17 protein-coding genes and 1 riboswitch are annotated in these 15,657 nt (G+C 74.0%); of the genes, 11 read left to right on the forward strand and 6 right to left on the reverse strand.

The window, feature by feature from the left end; translation table 11 throughout:
- Positions 1-278 precede the first annotated feature (278 nt).
- The 8 genes from ACIP82_RS08870 (at position 279) to ACIP82_RS08905 (ending at position 5,364) form a co-directional block, all read left to right on the forward strand.
- On the forward strand, positions 279-1,499 hold the full coding sequence (locus tag ACIP82_RS08870; RefSeq protein WP_400652253.1) for a helix-turn-helix domain-containing protein: 1,221 nt from the start codon (positions 279-281) through the stop codon (positions 1,497-1,499).
- Positions 1,500-1,588: 89 nt separating this feature from the next.
- The gene (locus ACIP82_RS08875) at positions 1,589-1,798 is read left to right on the forward strand and encodes a hypothetical protein (RefSeq protein ID WP_400652255.1); all 210 of its coding nucleotides are present in this window, start codon (positions 1,589-1,591) and stop codon (positions 1,796-1,798) included.
- Positions 1,795-2,094, forward strand: a complete 300-nt coding sequence (locus ACIP82_RS08880; protein WP_400652256.1) for a hypothetical protein — start codon at positions 1,795-1,797, stop codon at positions 2,092-2,094. Before ACIP82_RS08875 ends, ACIP82_RS08880 begins: the two co-directional genes overlap by 4 nt.
- Positions 2,094-2,267 (forward strand): hypothetical protein, encoded by a 174-nt coding sequence (locus ACIP82_RS08885; RefSeq protein ID WP_400652259.1) that lies wholly within the window; start codon positions 2,094-2,096, stop codon positions 2,265-2,267. The genes ACIP82_RS08880 and ACIP82_RS08885 overlap by 1 nt, the downstream gene beginning before the upstream one ends.
- Positions 2,264-2,419 (forward strand): hypothetical protein, encoded by a 156-nt coding sequence (locus tag ACIP82_RS08890; RefSeq protein ID WP_363610097.1) that lies wholly within the window; start codon positions 2,264-2,266, stop codon positions 2,417-2,419. The genes ACIP82_RS08885 and ACIP82_RS08890 overlap by 4 nt, the downstream gene beginning before the upstream one ends.
- A gap of 32 nt (positions 2,420-2,451) precedes the next feature.
- Positions 2,452-3,306, forward strand: coding sequence for a hypothetical protein (locus tag ACIP82_RS08895; RefSeq protein ID WP_363610095.1), 855 nt, complete (start codon positions 2,452-2,454; stop codon positions 3,304-3,306).
- 364 nt (positions 3,307-3,670) lie between these two features.
- Positions 3,671-3,976: a hypothetical protein gene (locus ACIP82_RS08900; protein ID WP_400652263.1), complete on the forward strand. Its 306-nt coding sequence runs from the start codon at positions 3,671-3,673 to the stop codon at positions 3,974-3,976.
- Between the two features lie 185 nt (positions 3,977-4,161).
- Positions 4,162-5,364, forward strand: a complete 1,203-nt coding sequence (locus tag ACIP82_RS08905) for an alpha/beta hydrolase family protein (protein ID WP_400652264.1) — start codon at positions 4,162-4,164, stop codon at positions 5,362-5,364.
- A 112-nt stretch (positions 5,365-5,476) separates the two neighbouring features.
- Here ACIP82_RS08905 and ACIP82_RS08910 read toward each other — a convergent pair whose 3' ends face one another.
- The 6 genes from ACIP82_RS08910 to ACIP82_RS08935 all read right to left on the reverse strand — a co-directional run bounded on the left by ACIP82_RS08910 (position 5,477) and on the right by ACIP82_RS08935 (position 12,042).
- Positions 5,477-6,355, reverse strand: a complete 879-nt coding sequence (locus ACIP82_RS08910; RefSeq protein WP_400652267.1) for an ECF transporter S component — start codon at positions 6,353-6,355, stop codon at positions 5,477-5,479.
- The gene (locus ACIP82_RS08915; protein WP_400652268.1) at positions 6,352-7,965 is read right to left on the reverse strand and encodes an ABC transporter ATP-binding protein; all 1,614 of its coding nucleotides are present in this window, start codon (positions 7,963-7,965) and stop codon (positions 6,352-6,354) included. Before ACIP82_RS08915 ends, ACIP82_RS08910 begins: the two co-directional genes overlap by 4 nt.
- Entirely contained in the window at positions 7,962-9,065 is a 1,104-nt protein-coding gene (locus ACIP82_RS08920; protein WP_363610085.1) for a CbiQ family ECF transporter T component, read from the reverse strand. The genes ACIP82_RS08915 and ACIP82_RS08920 overlap by 4 nt, the downstream gene beginning before the upstream one ends.
- Positions 9,066-9,132: 67 nt before the next feature.
- On the reverse strand, positions 9,133-9,879 hold the full coding sequence (locus ACIP82_RS08925; RefSeq protein ID WP_400652271.1) for an SCO2322 family protein: 747 nt from the start codon (positions 9,877-9,879) through the stop codon (positions 9,133-9,135).
- Complete coding sequence (locus ACIP82_RS08930; RefSeq protein ID WP_400652273.1) at positions 9,876-11,141, reverse strand: prenyltransferase/squalene oxidase repeat-containing protein; 1,266 nt, start codon at positions 11,139-11,141, stop codon at positions 9,876-9,878. The genes ACIP82_RS08925 and ACIP82_RS08930 overlap by 4 nt, the downstream gene beginning before the upstream one ends.
- A gap of 116 nt (positions 11,142-11,257) precedes the next feature.
- Positions 11,258-11,322: riboswitch (cobalamin riboswitch) on the reverse strand.
- 96 nt (positions 11,323-11,418) lie between these two features.
- Positions 11,419-12,042 (reverse strand): TetR family transcriptional regulator, encoded by a 624-nt coding sequence (locus tag ACIP82_RS08935; protein WP_363610081.1) that lies wholly within the window; start codon positions 12,040-12,042, stop codon positions 11,419-11,421.
- 305 nt (positions 12,043-12,347) lie between these two features.
- Here ACIP82_RS08935 and ACIP82_RS08940 point away from each other — a divergent pair, with 305 nt between their 5' ends.
- From ACIP82_RS08940 to ACIP82_RS08950, 3 genes are all read left to right on the forward strand, one after another.
- On the forward strand, positions 12,348-13,658 hold the full coding sequence (locus tag ACIP82_RS08940) for a glycosyltransferase family 4 protein (protein WP_363610079.1): 1,311 nt from the start codon (positions 12,348-12,350) through the stop codon (positions 13,656-13,658).
- A gap of 99 nt (positions 13,659-13,757) precedes the next feature.
- Positions 13,758-14,522 (forward strand): class I SAM-dependent methyltransferase, encoded by a 765-nt coding sequence (locus tag ACIP82_RS08945; protein WP_400652276.1) that lies wholly within the window; start codon positions 13,758-13,760, stop codon positions 14,520-14,522.
- A complete protein-coding gene (locus ACIP82_RS08950) occupies positions 14,519-15,595 on the forward strand; it encodes a prenyltransferase (RefSeq protein ID WP_363610075.1) in 1,077 nt (358 codons plus the stop codon). The genes ACIP82_RS08945 and ACIP82_RS08950 overlap by 4 nt, the downstream gene beginning before the upstream one ends.
- The last annotated feature ends 62 nt before the right edge of the window (positions 15,596-15,657 follow it).

Here is a 15,657-nt window from a genome sequence, read left to right on the forward strand (position 1 = left end):
CTGGAGCCGGGACGCGCTGACGGGCATCCTGTCCGCCCCGCTCCCGGAGAAGATCACCCGAAGTGTCGGCGCCGTCCTGGCAGCCCGGCTGACGAAGGTGCCCCCGTTCCCGCCCGCCCACCGGTCGGACGAAGTAACTGCCCCCGCTCCGGTGCCTCGCCCATCGAAGCCGGAGTGCGCCGGTCGGGACGGAATGTGCGGTCGATACGTCTCGGCGGTCGGGAAGTTGTGCTCGGCGTGCCGAGACTGAAGAGTGTTTTCCACTCTAGGCTGGCAGCATGGCACTTGACCCTGCGCTCCCGGTGGGACGGCGCATTCAGTACTACCGTGAGCGGGCGGGGAAGTCGCGCCCTGTGTTGGCTGCCCTGCTGGGGCGATCACCGGCATGGCTGAAGCAGATTGAGACCGGAGTCTTACTGCCGCCGCGTCTTCCGATGCTGATGAAGGTCGCCCAGCACCTGGGGATCACCGATCTGTCGGATCTGACCGGCGACGTGTCGATGCCTCGTACGCTTTACTCCGGCATAGAGCACGAGGCATTGGCCTCCGTTCGTCGGGCTGTCGATGGTGCACCGCTCGGTCTGGCCAGCGGGCCTGCGCCGAACCTGGATCACATTGCCGCGCAACTGTCTGCCGCGTGGCGGACGAGGATGACGCGGGGGGATCACCGTTCCGCGCTGGCCGCGCTGCTTCCGCCGCTCGTCTCGGCAGCATCGATCGCGGCGTCACACCCGGGGTGTTCTGACCGTCGGCGCGCTGAGGTGATGTATGCCAGTGCGCTTAATCTGACGCAGATGTACGCCGCGTTCCAGGGGGACGGCAACCTCGTCTGGAGAGTGGCGTCCACTGCGCTCGCCACAGCGCGGGCGTCGGGCGACCCGGGCGCCATCGGCCAGGCCTGCTGGTTCCTGGTGGAGGCGTTCCGGAAGTCGGGGCAGTGGGACAGCGCGCAGGCGATGACGGAGGATGCCCTCCGTCTGCTGGACCCGGTACGAGCCGAATCCCCACACCTGGCGGCAGCTTGGGCTGACATGGCCTTCCACGCCGCCATCACCCACGCCGTCGCGGGAGAGGGCGGCGAAGCGTGGGGGTGGATCGACAGGGCGTCCGCCGTGGCGCAGAGACTCCCGGCCGACTTCTGGAGCGCTCCGACGTCATGCTCTGTTCAGGCTGTTGCGTTCCACTCGGTCACGGTCGCAGTGGAGCTGCGCCAGGCCGGCACAGCACTGCGCTGGGCGCGTCAGCTGCCTGATGAAGAGATCAAGGCAGTCCCCCGGCGGGGACGGCATTTGATTGAGGTAGCGCGGGCACACGCACTTCGCGGGGATGCGGATCAGGTAGTGACCCTGTTGACGAGTGCCGTCGAGGTGGCACCTGAGACGGCCCGGTGGAATGAAGAGGCCCGTTCCATGGTGCGCGGGCTCGTCAACGGCCCACCAGTCGGCCAGGCGCAGGCAGCCGGTCGACGCCTGGCCGACGCCATCGGAGTCGCTGCCTGAAAACAGGGGGTAGAAACTCTGCCTCGCCTCCCCCGGAAGAGCCCGTAGCGTCGACTGACGTTACGGGCTCTTGGCATGAGGGAGTACTGATGGCATCGGAGACGCGGCGGCGCGGCAACCCGGTCAGGCCAATTCCCAAGCGGCAGAGCGGTATAGCGCCGAAGTCCTGGGTGCCGTTGGACGACTACCTGAACGCCCGGCGTCCCAGCGCCTTCGACAGCACTGCCGAGGAGCTGAGCAAGGCTGCTGTCCTCGCGCACTGCGAGTGCGTCAACTGCACTGTGGGAAGGTCGGCGTGAGTGCCTTCCTGCCGGTTCCGCCCGCCGAGCGCCGGGGGCGCGGGCCGTGGCGGTTCCTGGAGTGGACGCTTCAGGCCGACGTCGCGCCGGACCGGCCTCCTGTCCGCCACCGGTTCCGGTGCGCGGGGGAGTACGAGGACGGTCAGCCGTGCGAGGAGGAGGGACCGGTCTGCGACGACTTCGCGGAAGCGCAGCGCTGGGCGTACCGGCACCTCAAGGTTCACCAGGATCACCGGAGCTACGAACACGTGGCCGTGACACCGTGGTTGATGGTGCCGGCGGAGGAACCCAGCTGATGAGTACTGCGAACAAGGCCGTCGCCAAACGCGTGTCGAACGCGGGCGCCGGGTGCGCCGAGTGCGCACGTCTCGCACAACAGGAGCGGGACGCCAGCGACGTATACGACTACTCCGCGGGCACCGACGCCCGGGTACGGATGCGCCGTCACCGAGACGAAACACACCGGTGACGGACGACGGCCTGGAGGACTACCGCTCCGCCGCGGAACAGGCCCGGCGGGGACTGCGTGACCCCCGCCGGCTCACCGCCGCCTACGCGGTGTCGGTGGCCGGCATCGCCGCGTTCATCGCAGTGCTGCTTATGCCGCGCACAGCCCCCTGACCACCTGACGTACCTACAAGAGAACAGAGTTCATGACCGCCTTCACGCTCCACAACGACGCCGGGGTCGACAGCGGCACCTACGACCGCATCAGCCGACTCCTGGCCAGGGCCGCGCCGCTGGCCGAGCGGCACTCCCGGCTGAGCCTGCCCGACCGGGCGAGCGTCCGCATCGTCTCCACGGAGCAGTTCGTCTCCTTGACGGCCGACCACGGTGAGTACACCATGCGACAGGCCGCCGACGCGTTCCCCGCCGGCTCCGGATCGCGTGACCGGGCGCTCGCCGAGGTCCAGGCGTGCCGGGACGGCTTCGAGCGGGCGGCCGCCCAGAGCTGGCCGATGGTCACGGCCGCCGTTGTCTGCCGGTCCACCGCCGGAGACCCGGAAATGATCACCATGCCCGAAGGGCACGCCGAAAGCCGCGCCACAGACCGCTACCTCACCGGCGCGTTCGCACACGAGTGGACCCACCTCGCCCAGAACAAGGTCTGGCCCGCCATGCCCTACGCCCACATACGAATCGCCCTCCAAGCCGACGCCGACGGCCTCCCACCCGAGCAGCGCCGCACCACCCACCACGTCATCGAAGGCCACGCCCAATGGGTCCAGCGCCAAACGGTCCAGGAACTGTGCGGCGTGGCCACCGCACAGCTCCGGCTGGACGGCGAACCGAAACCCACCAAACGATTCCGCCGCCTCAAAACGCAATCACCCCTGATCAGCATCTACGACCAGGGCGACGCCTTCATCAGCGCCCTCCACGACACCGGCGGACACCCCCTGATCGAACGCCTGCTCAGGAACGAAGACCTCCTGCCCACCCTCGGCGAGATCACCAACCCCACCACCTGGCTGGAACGCTACGCCCCGGCGATGAGCGGGGCGTGAGAACGGCGGCCCCGAACTGCCGCCAACCCCTGGGCCGGTCCGGCCGTCCGTAACCCCACGGAGGACGGCCGGACCATCAACGGTGCCAGTTCGTGGTGACGGAGCAGTCCGGCTGATGAGCGATCCGGAGAGAGCCACCGAGAGCGAGGCGCCGAAGCGACAGGCTGCCGCCGGTTCCGTCCTCTGGTCCCCTTCGGCGCCGTCGTGCATGCCGAACGCGGGTGGCCCTCGGTGGCGTTCGGGCGGCCGGGAACCGGAAGCGGAAGGATCGGTTTCGGCCAGTTGTGTCACGCGCGGATGCATTCGTCCCCGGCTGCGGCATGCTGTCCGCACAAGTTGTCGGTACTGGGACAAGGAGAAGGTCATGCGTCGAATAGCAGCCCTGGGCACCGGAGCGGCGCTGCTCGTGGCGGCGGGAGTGGTGGCGGCGCCGCAGGCGTCGGCGACCTCGTACTGCTTCACGGACCAGGGCACCAACTGGGGCTCGGTGAGCTGCCAGACCACGGCCCCGAAGAACCACTGGCAGCTGGTGCTGGTCTGCGAGAGCAACACCGTCAAGGGGATCCGGCAGACGGTCACGGGCCTCTGGCACACCGGGGACGGGAGCGACAAGCTCTACTGTCCGAACGGTTACAGCGCGGCCCTCACCAACGTCAACAACGACAACTGACACTACTGGCAGGGGTGTCGGCCCTCATCGCGCGATGGCGGGCCGGCCCCGGCCTCGGCCGGCCGCAGTACGCGCGCGCTTCTCCCTCCTCCTCGGGTGGGAGGCCCGGATACGGCGGGGGGACGACACAAGTTCACACTCTGAGGCGACGTCAGACGTGCTCCCACGGATCTACCGTGCTCGGCATGACCAGACTCCGACGTACCGCCGTTGCCGTCCTGCTCGCGCTCGCTCTGCCGTTGCCGATCGCCGGGGCGGGTTCGGCCTTCGCCGCGCCCGCGCCCGCGTCCGCCGCGCCCGTTGCCGACACCGCTGCCGCGGGCCCGTCCGCCGGGCGGCTCGATCTGCCCCGCCCGACCGGCCGGCACGCGGTCGGCCGCAGCACGCTGCACCTCGTCGACCGGAACCGCCAGGACCCGTGGGTGCCGTCCGCGGGCCCGCGGCAGCTGATGGTGTCGATGTACTACCCGGCCAGGCCGGGGACGGGTGGGCCCGCCACGCCCTACCTGACCGAGGAGGAGGCCCGGCTGCTGCTCGGCGACCAGGTGCCGGGCGAGGGCATTCCGCCCGAGGTGGTCACCGGCCTGCACCCGTGGGCGCGCACGGACGCGCGTCCGGCGTCGGGCAGGTTCCCGCTGGTGGTCCTCTCGCCCGGATTCACGCTGCCGCGCGCCACGCTCACCGGCCTCGCCGAGGACCTGGCCAGCCGCGGGTACGTCGTCGCCGCGGTCGACCACACCTACGAGACCTCCGGGACGACGTTCCCCGACGGCCGGACCCTCGCCTGCGCCATCTGCGACTACCCGGAGACGGACCGGACCGCGCTGGTGCCCCCGAGCCGGGCCAAGGACGTCTCCTTCGTGCTCGACCAGCTCACCGGCCGCCGGCCGGCCTGGCCGTACGCCCGCATGATCGACCGGGACCGGATCGGTATGGCCGGGCACTCCATCGGCGGCAACGCCGCCGCCTCCGCGATGACCGCCGACCGCCGGATCCGCGCGGGCGTGAACATGGACGGCAAGTTCTTCGACCCGGTGCCGTCGGCCGGGCTCGGTGGCCGCCCCTTCCTGATGCTCGGCACCCAGGCCGTCCACAGCACGACGGGCTGGGACACCAGCTGGCCCGAGGCCTGGACGCGCCTGGACGGCTGGAAGCGCTGGCTGACCGTCACCGGTTCCGACCACAGCAGCTTCACCGACTCGCCCGTCATCGCGGCGCGGGCGGGCTTTCCCGACCCCGAAGGGACGACGATCGCCCCGCTGCGGGCCGAGAAGGTCACCCGTGACCTTGTCGCCGCCTTCTTCGACCTTCAGCTGAAGGGCATTCCGCAGCGCCTGCTCGACGGCCCCTCGGCGGCGTACCCGGAGGTCGTCTTCCAGCGGCCCTGACACCAGCCCCGCCCCGGCCCACGCCCCGGCCCCGACTCCGACGCCAGTCCCGGCCCTGACACCGATCCGGCGCCACCGGCCCACCGGCCCCGCCCGGCCGGTGGCGCCGGGTTCAGGCCGGTCCGCCGCTCCCGGACGGCGGCGGAACCCGGTCCGTCGGCTCCTCCGGCGGGCGGAAGGCCGCCGGGGCGGCGAAGGCGGCGCGGCGGGTGGCCCGGCGGAGGGCGCGCAGCAGGGGGGTGCCCAGGGAGAGGCAGAGGACGACGGTGAGGGCGGCGCGGGGGAGGTCCCAGCCGAGCGAGGTGGTGAGGCAGTAGGCGGCGAAGCGGACCAGGTTGGCGGAGAGCGGGTCGCCGGGGACGAAGGAGATGGAGCCGGAGAGGCCGGCGATGTAGGGCCAGCCCTGGAGGTTCATGACCGTGCCGTAGAGCAGGGAGGCGACCGCCCCGTAGCCGGCGAGCAGGGCGAGTTCGCGGCGGCCGCGCAGGGTGGCCGCGCCGGGCAGCAGGCCCGCGCCGAGGCAGACCCAGCCCATGGCGAGCATCTGGAACGGCAGCCAGGGGCCGACCCCGCCGGTCAGCAGCGCCGAGGCGAACATCGACAGGGAGCCGAGGACGAAGCCGAAGCCCGGGCCGAGTACCCGTCCGGAGAGGACCATCAGGAAGAACATCGGCTCCAGCCCGGCGGTGCCCGCGCCGAGCGGCCGCAGCGCCGCGCCGGCCGCGGCGAGCACACCGAGCAGGGCGACGGACTTGGCGTCCAGGCCGGGTGCGCCGCCGCCCGCCGTACGGCCCTCGGAGATCTGGGCGATCACCACGGCGAGCAGCAGCGGGAGGAGCAGGGCGAACAGCCAGGGGGCGTCGGTGGCGTGGCCGACCAGGGCGGACCGGGCCGAGGCGAGCAGCGGCCAGCCGAAGGCGACCACGCCGACGGCGGAGGTGAGCAGCAGGACGGCGACGGAGCGGCGGCCGAGCGGGACGGGGCGGTTCATGCCGGTACGCCCCCGGCGAGGGCCCGTTCGACCTGGTGGACGGTGAGCCAGGGGGAGGGCGCGAGGATCTTGGCGACCTGCGGGGCGAAGGCGGGGGAGGAGACCACCACATCGGGCGTCGGGCCGTCCGCGACGATCTCGCCGTCGGCCAGGACGGCCGTGCGGTGGGCGAGTTCGGCGGCCAGCTCGACGTCGTGGGTGGCCAGCAGGACGGCGTGCCCCTCGGCGGCGAGGGCGCGCAGGATCTCCACCAGACGGGCCTTGGCGGCGTAGTCCAGGCCGCGGGTCGGCTCGTCGAGCAGCAGCAGCGGGGGCCGCGCGGTGAGGACGACGGCGAGGGCGAGGGTGAGCCGCTGGCCCTCGGAGAGGTCGCGCGGGTGGGCGGTGTCGGCGATCCCGGGCAGCAGCCGTTCGACCAGCGCCCGGCAGGTGCCGGGGTCGGCGCCCGCGTCGGTGTCGGCGGCGGCGCACTCGGCGGCGACGCTCTCCCCGTACAGCAGGTCGCGCGGGTCCTGCGGGACGAGGCCGACCTGCCGGATCAGCTCGGCGGGCCGGGTGCGGTGAGGGGTGCGGCCGCCGACCCGGACGGTGCCGGAGGCGGGTGGGTGCAGGCCGACCAGGGTGCCGAGCAGGGTGGACTTGCCGGCGCCGTTGCGGCCCATCAGCGCCGTGATCTCGCCGGGGTGCAGGGCGAGGTCGACCCCGCGCAGGGCCGGGACGGGCCCGCGCTTCACCGCGAGGCGCTCGGCCACGGCGGCGGGGGGCCCGGCGGGGGAGGGCGCGGCGGCGGGCCGCCGGCCGTCCAGCCGGGTGCGCAGCGGAGCGGCCCTGCGGCGGGCGTCGCGGACGGAGAGCGGCAGCGGGTGCCAGCCCGCCAGCCGGCCGAGGCCGACGACCGGCGGGTGGACGGGCGAGTGCGCCATCACCTCGGCCGGCTCGCCCAGGACGGGCGCCGAGCCGGGGGTGAGCAGCAGCACCTGGTCGGCGTACTGGACCACCCGCTCCAGCCGGTGCTCGGCCATCAGCACGGTGGTGCCGAGGTCGTGGACGAGCCGCTGCAGGACGGCCAGCACCTCCTCGGCGGCGCCGGGGTCGAGGGCGGAGGTGGGTTCGTCCAGGACGAGTACGCGCGGGTGGACGGTGAGCACCGAGCCGATGGCGACACGCTGCTGCTGGCCGCCGGAGAGCGAGGTGAGCGCCCGGTCGCGGAGTTCGGCCAGGCCGAGCAGGTCGAGGGTCTCCTCGACGCGGCGCCGCATCACGTCCGTCGGCAGGCCCAGGGACTCCATGCCGTAGGCGAGTTCGTCCTCGACCGTGTCGGTGACGAAGTGCGCCTGCGGGTCCTGGCCCACCGTGCCGACCAGGTCGGCGAGTTCGCGCGGGCGGTGGGTGCGGGTGTCGCGCCCGCCGACGGTGACCCGGCCGTGCAGCACGCCGCCGGTGAAGTGCGGCACCAGCCCGCTGACGGTGCCCAGCAGGGTGGACTTGCCGGAGCCGGACGGGCCCACCAGCAGGCAGAGTTCGCCCTCGGGGACGGTCAGGTCGACGCCGTCGAGCGCGGGGGCGGCGGTGTCGGCGTACTGGACGGAGACCTGCTCGAAGGTGATCACGAGGCCCTCCGGGGCGGGGTCGGGGTGGCGAACGCCGGTATCAGGCCGACGAGGACGGCGAGCACGGCGGCCAGCGGCAGCGCGGGGGCGGTCGGCGGGACGACGGTGGGGGCGAACGCGGCCGGGTCGCGGGTGGACAGCCAGATCAGCGAGCCGGCCACGGCGGCTCCCGAGCCGGCCGTCAGCCACTCGGGCAGTGACCACGGGTCAGGCCGGTAGCGGGTCCTGACGGAGCGTCGGCTGCCGAGCAGCAGTCCGGCGAAGGCGGCGGCCAGGCCCAGCAGCAGGACGGGCAGCGCCCAGCCGGTGCCGTCGGCGGTCAGCAGCCCGTACGCGGCGAGGCAGATGCCGAGCAGTCCGGCCAGGGTGAGGGCGGCGGTGGCCCGGGCGAGGCGCGGCGGGACGTCGGCGCTGCGGCCGAAGCCCCGGGTGTCCATCGCGGCGGCCAGCGCCACCGAGCGCTCCAGCGCGCCCTCCAGGACGGGCAGTCCGACGCTCAGCACGGCGGCGATGCCCCGGTCGGTGCGCCCGCGCAGCCGGCGGGCGGCGCGCAGCCGCTGGACGTCGGCGACCAGGTTGGGCGCGAAGGTCATCGCCACCACGACCGCCACGCCCGCCTCGTAGAGCGCGCCGGGCAGGGCGCGCAGCAGACGGGCCGGGCTGGCCAGGGCGTTGGCGGCGCCGACGCAGACCAGCAGGGTGGCCAGCCGCAGGCCGTCGTAGACCGCGGCGAGCAGCCCCTCGACGGTGACCCGGCCGCCGATCCGCACGCCCTGGGCCCAGGCGGGCAGCGGGACTTCGGGGAGGGTGAACAGGACGTGCGTCCCGGGGACGGGTGAGCCGAGCAGCACGGCGAAGACCAGGCGGATGCCGAGCACGATCAACCCGAGCCGCAGGAAGGCGCCGTAGGAGCGGGACCAGGGCGCGTCACCGCGCCGGGCGGCCACCACGTAGCCGGCGACGGCGGCGAGCAGGAGCAGCAGTACCGGGTTGGTGGTGCGGGTGGCCGCCGCGCCCAGCCCGAGCGCCCACAACCACCAGGCCCCGGGGTGCAGTTGGCGGGGGCCGGTGGGCGGTCGGGTGGCGCGGGCTGTGGTCACGGGAGGTCCAGGGGGAGGCGGCGGTGCGGAGGGGGCTGCGGAGGGGCGCCGTGTGGGCTCGGGCGGTTCAGCGGCGCCGGCGCGCCTGCCGGACGGCGCCGGCGGCCAGTGCGGCGACGAGCGCGCCGCCCGCGATCAGGCCGAGCTCGGGGCCGCTGCCGCCGGTGCCGCCGCCTCCGGAGCCGCCCCCGGAGCCGCCGCCCCCGGACGGCTGGTGCGCCGCGCCGAGCTGCTCGCCGCAGCCGGCCTTCGGGTAGCCGGCGATGGCGCAGAGCATGCCGTTGGTGTCGTAGCGCAGCGGTGGCACGACGGCGGCCAGCACCTCGGCCGAGCTCGCGCTCGTCGGGACGGCGGCGCAGGCGGTGCGGGGCTCCGGCGGGGTCTCGCCGGAGGCGGCGTCGGCGGCGGTGCCGAAGTCCAGCACCACGGCGACCCGCTTGCGCCCCGCCTGCTCGGGTGTCCCGGCGCAGGCGGTGGCGAAGTCCCCGGGGGTGCCGGGCCGGGCGGCGTCCTGTCCGCCGTCGGGGCTGACGGCGAACCGCCAGCCGTCCACGCTCCCGTCCGGCGGGACGTACACGGCGGGGCCCTGCTGCTGGTACGCCCAGCCGGTGCCGGACCACTTCCAGAACGACCAGTACCGGTACCCCGCGGCCTGGGCGGGCGCGGCGCCGAGCGTGAGCAGCAGCCCGGCGGTGAGCGCGGCGACCAGGGCCACCAGGGCGGCCGGCCGCCGGGTGGTGCCGGTGCCGTTAGTGGTGCCGTTAGTGGTGCCGGTAGTGGTGATGACGGGCGGGTGGTCCGGCCGGGTGGTCACGGCTTCAGGCCGCGCTTGCGCTGGAGGCTGAGGATCAGACCGCCGCCGACGCCGATCAGCAGGCCGACGCCGATCAGCCAGTACTGGCCCATGCCGCCGTCCTTCTTCCCGTCCTTCTTCGCGGCCGAGGCGGACGCCGAGGGCGCGGCGGTGGCGGCCTTGGGCGCCGGGCCGAGGGCGGTCAGCTGCGCGACCAGGTCGGCGCCGAAGGCGGCCGGGTCGCGCTGGGCGGCCTGGGCGACCAGCAGCAGGGTGGCGGTGGCGGAGGCGTCGGTGCCGCCCTTGGACCAGGTGCCGCCCTCCTTGGCCAGCCAGTCCACCGCGCCGGCGGCCTGCTGCGGGTGGCCGCCCTGGATCAGGCCGAGCGCGGCCCAGGCGGTGGCGGTGTAGTCGGGGGTGGGGGCGGCACCGGGGGTGGTCAGGGCCAGGTGCCCGCCGCCCGCCATGAGCTGCGCGGTGAGGTAGGCGCCGGCCGCCTCGGCGGAGTCGGCGCGCGGCACGGTCTTCTCGGTGGAGCCGTCGGCGCAGGTCAGGGCCTTGGGCGCGGCATCCGTCCGGTTGGTGTTGGCGACCGGCAGCCGCCCGCCCGCCGCCGCCGGCGCGGTCTGGGCGGTGGCCAGGGTGTTCGGGGCGAGCGCGCCGGCCGGGTCGGGCTGGTAGGCGAAGGCGCCGCGCTGGTCGGCGGGCGCGGCGCAGCCGAGCTGGAACAGGGCCAGCCCGTCGAAGGCGCTCCGGCCGTCCTTGGCGACCTGCGCCGGGTCCGCCTTGGCGGCGAACAGCGCGTTCACGGCCAGGCCGGTGGAGTTGGCGTCACCGGGGCTGCCGGGGTTGTACGCCCAGCTGCCGTCCGTGTTCTGGGTGGCCTTGAGCCACTGGACGCCCTTGTCGACGGCGTCCTGGTGGCCGCCGAGGGCGACCAGCGCCTGGATCGCGACGGCGGTCGCGTTGCTGTCCTCGGTCCTGGCGTCGCAGGCGGCGGCGGTGTCCGCGCGGAACGACGGCCAGCCCCCGTCCGCGCACTGCTGGCCGGTCAGCCAGGAGACGGCGGAGTCGGCCGGGGTCACCCTGGCGCCCGCCAGCGCGGTCAGGGCCAGCGACTGCCGCCACACCCCGTCGTACGTCGGGTCGCCCTTGCCGTACAGGCCGTCGGGGGCCGCGACGGGGCTCGGCGAGGGACTGTCGGCGAGGGCCGGCGCGGCGGCGGCGCCGGTCAGCAGCGCGGCGGACAGGGCGGCGGCGCCCAGGCGGGCGGCGGTGAGCATGGTGGGGGGAGCGCCTTTCGGTGAGCGGTGTGGTGGCCCGGGTGGGCCGTTCCGTAGTCCTCGACGGTGCCGGGCGGTGGTGTGCCCGGGTCGGCCGCTCGCCTCTCCCCGGGCGCTCCGACTCGCCCGGCCGTCCTGCGCGGGCTCACGGCTGCGGGGTCAGTGCCGGAGTCGCACCGGCTTTCCCCGGAGGAGAGGCGGATGGAGTTGTGCTTCCCGACGACTGTAGCCGCCGGGCCGGGGCGGCCGGAAAGCCGGCGGCTGGAACACGTTCCAGTCAGGGCAGGGAGAGCAGCCGGGCCGCGGTGTGCAGATCGGCGCGGACCTCGGCGATCGAGGAGCGGCCGGAGAGCCAGGAGACCAGGGCCGAGTGCCAGGTGTGCTCGATCACCCGGACGGCGGCGCGCTGGCTCTCGGTGGGCGGCCCGGACTGGCCGATCGCGTCCAGGATCAGCTGGCCGGTGGCCATGCTCACCCGGTCCACCTCGGTGCTCACCGACCGGTCGGCGAAGGACAGCGCCCGCACCATCGCCTCGGCCAGCAGCGGCTCGCGCTGGAGCGCGTGGAACGCCCGGGTCAGCGTCTCGGCGACCCGCGGCGCGGGCTCCCGCTCGCTCGGCGGATGCCGCCTGACCTGCTCCTGGAGGCCCTGCAACTGCTCCAGCATGACCGCGACCAGCAGGTGCACCTTGGACGGGAAGTACCGGTACAGGGTGCCGAGCGCCACCTGGGCGCCCTCCGCCACCTCCCGCATCTGCACCGCCTCGTACCCGCCCCGGGCGGCCAGCGCGGTCGCGGCCCGCAGGATCCGCCGTCGGCGTTCGGTCTGGCGGGCGGTCAGCGGGGGGTCGGCGGACGGGGTGGCGGCCGCGGGTGTCGCGGGGGTCACGGGCGAGGGCAAGGGGTGCTCCCGGGGCGCGGTAGTGGCGGTCTGCTCCAACGGATCCAGCAGGTCCAACGGGTCCAGCGGGGGTGAACGGGTTCAGCCGGTCCGACGGGTTCCGGGCGGGTCCCGGCGCCGTTCGTCGGCCGGGGTTCCGGCGTGGCGTGAATCACCGGCCCTGGCTTCTGACGGGAAGCTACGGGCCGGTATCTTCGAGGTCTCTCATTGTTCATATGGTCGACGGCAGGCTCCGCGCCACACTGAAACCTGATCTACTTTAGCGACCGGCAGCACAGACAGCAGCAGAGATATGGGGGCCGAGGATGACCGCGCAGCCGCTGCGGATTGCCCTGCTGTCCTACCGCGGCGACCCGTTCTGCGGCGGTCAGGGCGTGTACGTACGGCACCTCTCCCGGGAGCTGGCCAGACTCGGCCACCACGTGGACGTGATCGGGGCCCAGCCGTACCCCGTGCTGGACGAGGTCGAGGGGCCGGGCTCGGTCCGGCTGGTCGAGCTGCCCAGCCTGGACCTGTACCGCGCCGACGACCCCTTCCGCACCCCGGCGCTCGCCGAGTACCGCGGGCCGGTGGACGTGCTGGAGTTCGCCACCATGCGCACCGGCGGCTTCCCCGAGCCGCTGACCTTCTCGCTGCGCGCCCGCCGGTACCTCGCCCTGCACAAGGGTCGCTACGACGTGGTGCACGACAACCAGACCCTCGGCTACGGCCTGCTGGGCCTGGCCCGGCACGGCTTCCCGCTGGTCACCACGGTCCATCACCCGATCACCGTGGACCGGCGGCTGGAGCTGGACGCGGCCCCCGACCGGCTCAAGCGGCTCTCGCTGCGCCGCTGGTACGCCTTCACCCGGATGCAGCGCCGGGTCGCCGCCCGGCTGGACCACATCATCACCGTCTCCGAGACCTCCGGGCGCGAGATCGCCGAGCACCTCGGCGCCGCGCCGGGCGCGATCTCGGTGGTGCCGATCGGCGCCGACACCCGGCTCTGGTCCCCGTCCGAGCGGGTCGCCCGGGTGCCCGGCCGGATCGTCACCACCTCCAGTGCGGACGTCCCGCTCAAGGGCCTGGTCCACCTGGTCGAGGCGCTGGCCAAGGTCCGCACCGAGCGGGACGCGCACCTGGTGGTGGTCGGCAAGCCGCAGAAGGAGGACGGGCCGGTCGCCGAGACGGTGCGCCGGTTCGGCCTGGAGGGGCACATCGAGTTCCGCAGCGGCCTGACCGACCAGGAGCTGGTCGACCTCTACCGCTCGGCCGAGGTGGCCTGTGTGCCGTCGCTGTACGAGGGCTTCTCGCTGCCCGCCGCCGAGGCGATGGCCACCGGCACCCCGCTGGTCGCCACCACCGGCGGGGCGATCCCCGAGGTGGCCGGGCCGGACGGCGAGACCTGCCTCGCGGTGCCGCCGGGCGACGCGTACGCGCTGGCGGCGGCGCTGGGGCGGCTGCTGGACGACCCGGGCCTGCGCTCGGCGCTCGGTGCGGCCGGACGCGAGCGGGTGCTCGCCCGGTTCACCTGGGAGCGGGCCGCCGAACTGACCGCCGAGGGCTACCGGGCGGCGATCGCCACCGGAGCCGGGCGGCGCGCCCGGTCGGGACCGGGCTGGCGGTACGTCCCCTGAGCGGCCCGCCGGGCGGCCCGCGCCGCACCGCCGGCGGCCCGTCGGATTCACCTGACGAAGCGTCAAGAACGTGTGGTACCAAAGGAATGGGAGCCCGCAGTGCTGACCGTCGATTTCTCGCGCTTCCCGCTCGCCCCCGGCGACCGGGTGCTCGACCTGGGCTGCGGCGGGGGCCGGCACGCGTTCGAGTGCTACCGGCGCGGCGCCCGGGTGACCGCCCTCGACCAGAACGCCGAGGAGATCGCCGAGGTCAGGAAGTGGTTCGCCGCCATGGAGCAGGCCGGTGAGGCGCCCGAGGGCGCGTCGGCGGTCGCCGTCGAGGGCAACGCGCTGGCCCTGCCGTTCGAGGACGAGTACTTCGACAAGATCATCATCTCCGAGGTGATGGAGCACATCCCCGACGACAAGGGCGTGCTCAACGAGATGTTCCGGGTCCTCAAGCCCGGTGGCCTGCTCGCCGTCACCGTGCCGCGCTGGCTGCCCGAGAAGATCTGCTGGGCGCTCTCCGACGAGTACCACGAGGTCGAGGGCGGCCACATCCGGATCTACCGGGGCGGCGAACTGCTCGACCGGCTGAAGGACGCCGGCCTGGAGCCGTACGGCACCCACCACGCGCACGCGCTGCACTCGCCGTACTGGTGGATCAAGTGCGCCGTCGGCGTGGACAACGACAAGGCGCTGCCGGTCAAGGCCTACCACCAGCTGCTGGTCTGGGACATCGTCGGCACCCCGGTGATCAGCGCCCTCACCAAGGCGGCCGAGAAGGCCCTCAACCCCGTCATCGGCAAGAGCTTCGTCGCCTACGCGGCCAAGCCGAACCGGGCCGAGCCGAATCACGCCGAGCCGAACCGGGCCGACGCGTGACCGCGGCCGTCCCCGAGGTGCTGCTGCTCGACGGGGTGCTCGACGCCGAGCAGGCCGCCGGGACCGTCCGCTCCATCCTCGCCGAGCAGCGCCCCGACGGCGCCATACCGTGGTTCACCGGTCACCACCTCGACCCGTGGGACCACACCGAGGCCGCGATGGCCCTGGACACGGCCGGCGAGCACGCCGCCGCCGAGGCCGCCTACCGCTGGCTGGCCGCCAACCAGAACCCCGACGGCTCCTGGTACGCCGCGTACGGCTACGGCCCCGGCGGCACCGACGGGCTGGTCTCCAACCCGTCCAAGGAGACCAACTTCTGCGCCTACATCGCCGTCGGCGTCTGGCACCACCACCTCAGCACCGGCGACGACACCTTCCTGGAGTGGATCTGGCCGGTCGTCAGACGCGCCCTGGACTTCATCGTCTCGCTGCGGCTGCCCGGCGGCCCGATCCCCTGGCGGCTCGACGAGCACGGCGCGGCGACCGACGAGGCGCTGCTCACCGGCTCGTCCAGCATCCTGCACGCGCTCCGCTGCGGCCTCGCCCTCGCCGACTACCTGGAGGAGCCGCAGCCCGACTGGGAGCTCGCGGCCGGGCGGCTGCGGCACGCCGTCGCCCACCACCCCGAGCGGTTCCTGGACAAGGACCGCTACTCGATGGACTGGTACTACCCGGTGCTCGGCACCGCGCTGCGCGGCCCGGCCGCAGTGGCGCGGATCGAACGGGACTGGGACCGCTTCGTCGTCCCCGGCCTCGGGGTGCGCTGCGTCAGCGACCGGCCGTGGGTGACCGGCGGCGAGAGCGCCGAGCTGGCCATGGCGCTCTGGGCGGTCGGCGAGTCCGACCGGGCGGTGGACATCCTGCGCTGGATCCAGCGGCTGCGGCACAGCGACGGCTCCTACTGGACCGGCTACGTCTTCGAGGACGACGCCGTCTGGCCCGAGGAGCGCACCACCTGGACCGCCGGGGCGCTGCTGCTGGCGGTCGCCGCGCTCGGCGGCGACCCGGCGACGGTGGCGGTCTTCGGCGGCGAGCAGCTCCCCGCCGGGCTGGTGGTCCAGGACTGCTGCTGAGCCCGCGCGCACACGCCGAAGGGGCGGGACCGGAGTAATCCGGTCCCGCCCCTTCGGCGTCG

The sequence above is a fragment of the Kitasatospora sp. NPDC088548 genome (assembly GCF_044753005.1).
Classification (GTDB): domain Bacteria; phylum Actinomycetota; class Actinomycetes; order Streptomycetales; family Streptomycetaceae; genus Kitasatospora.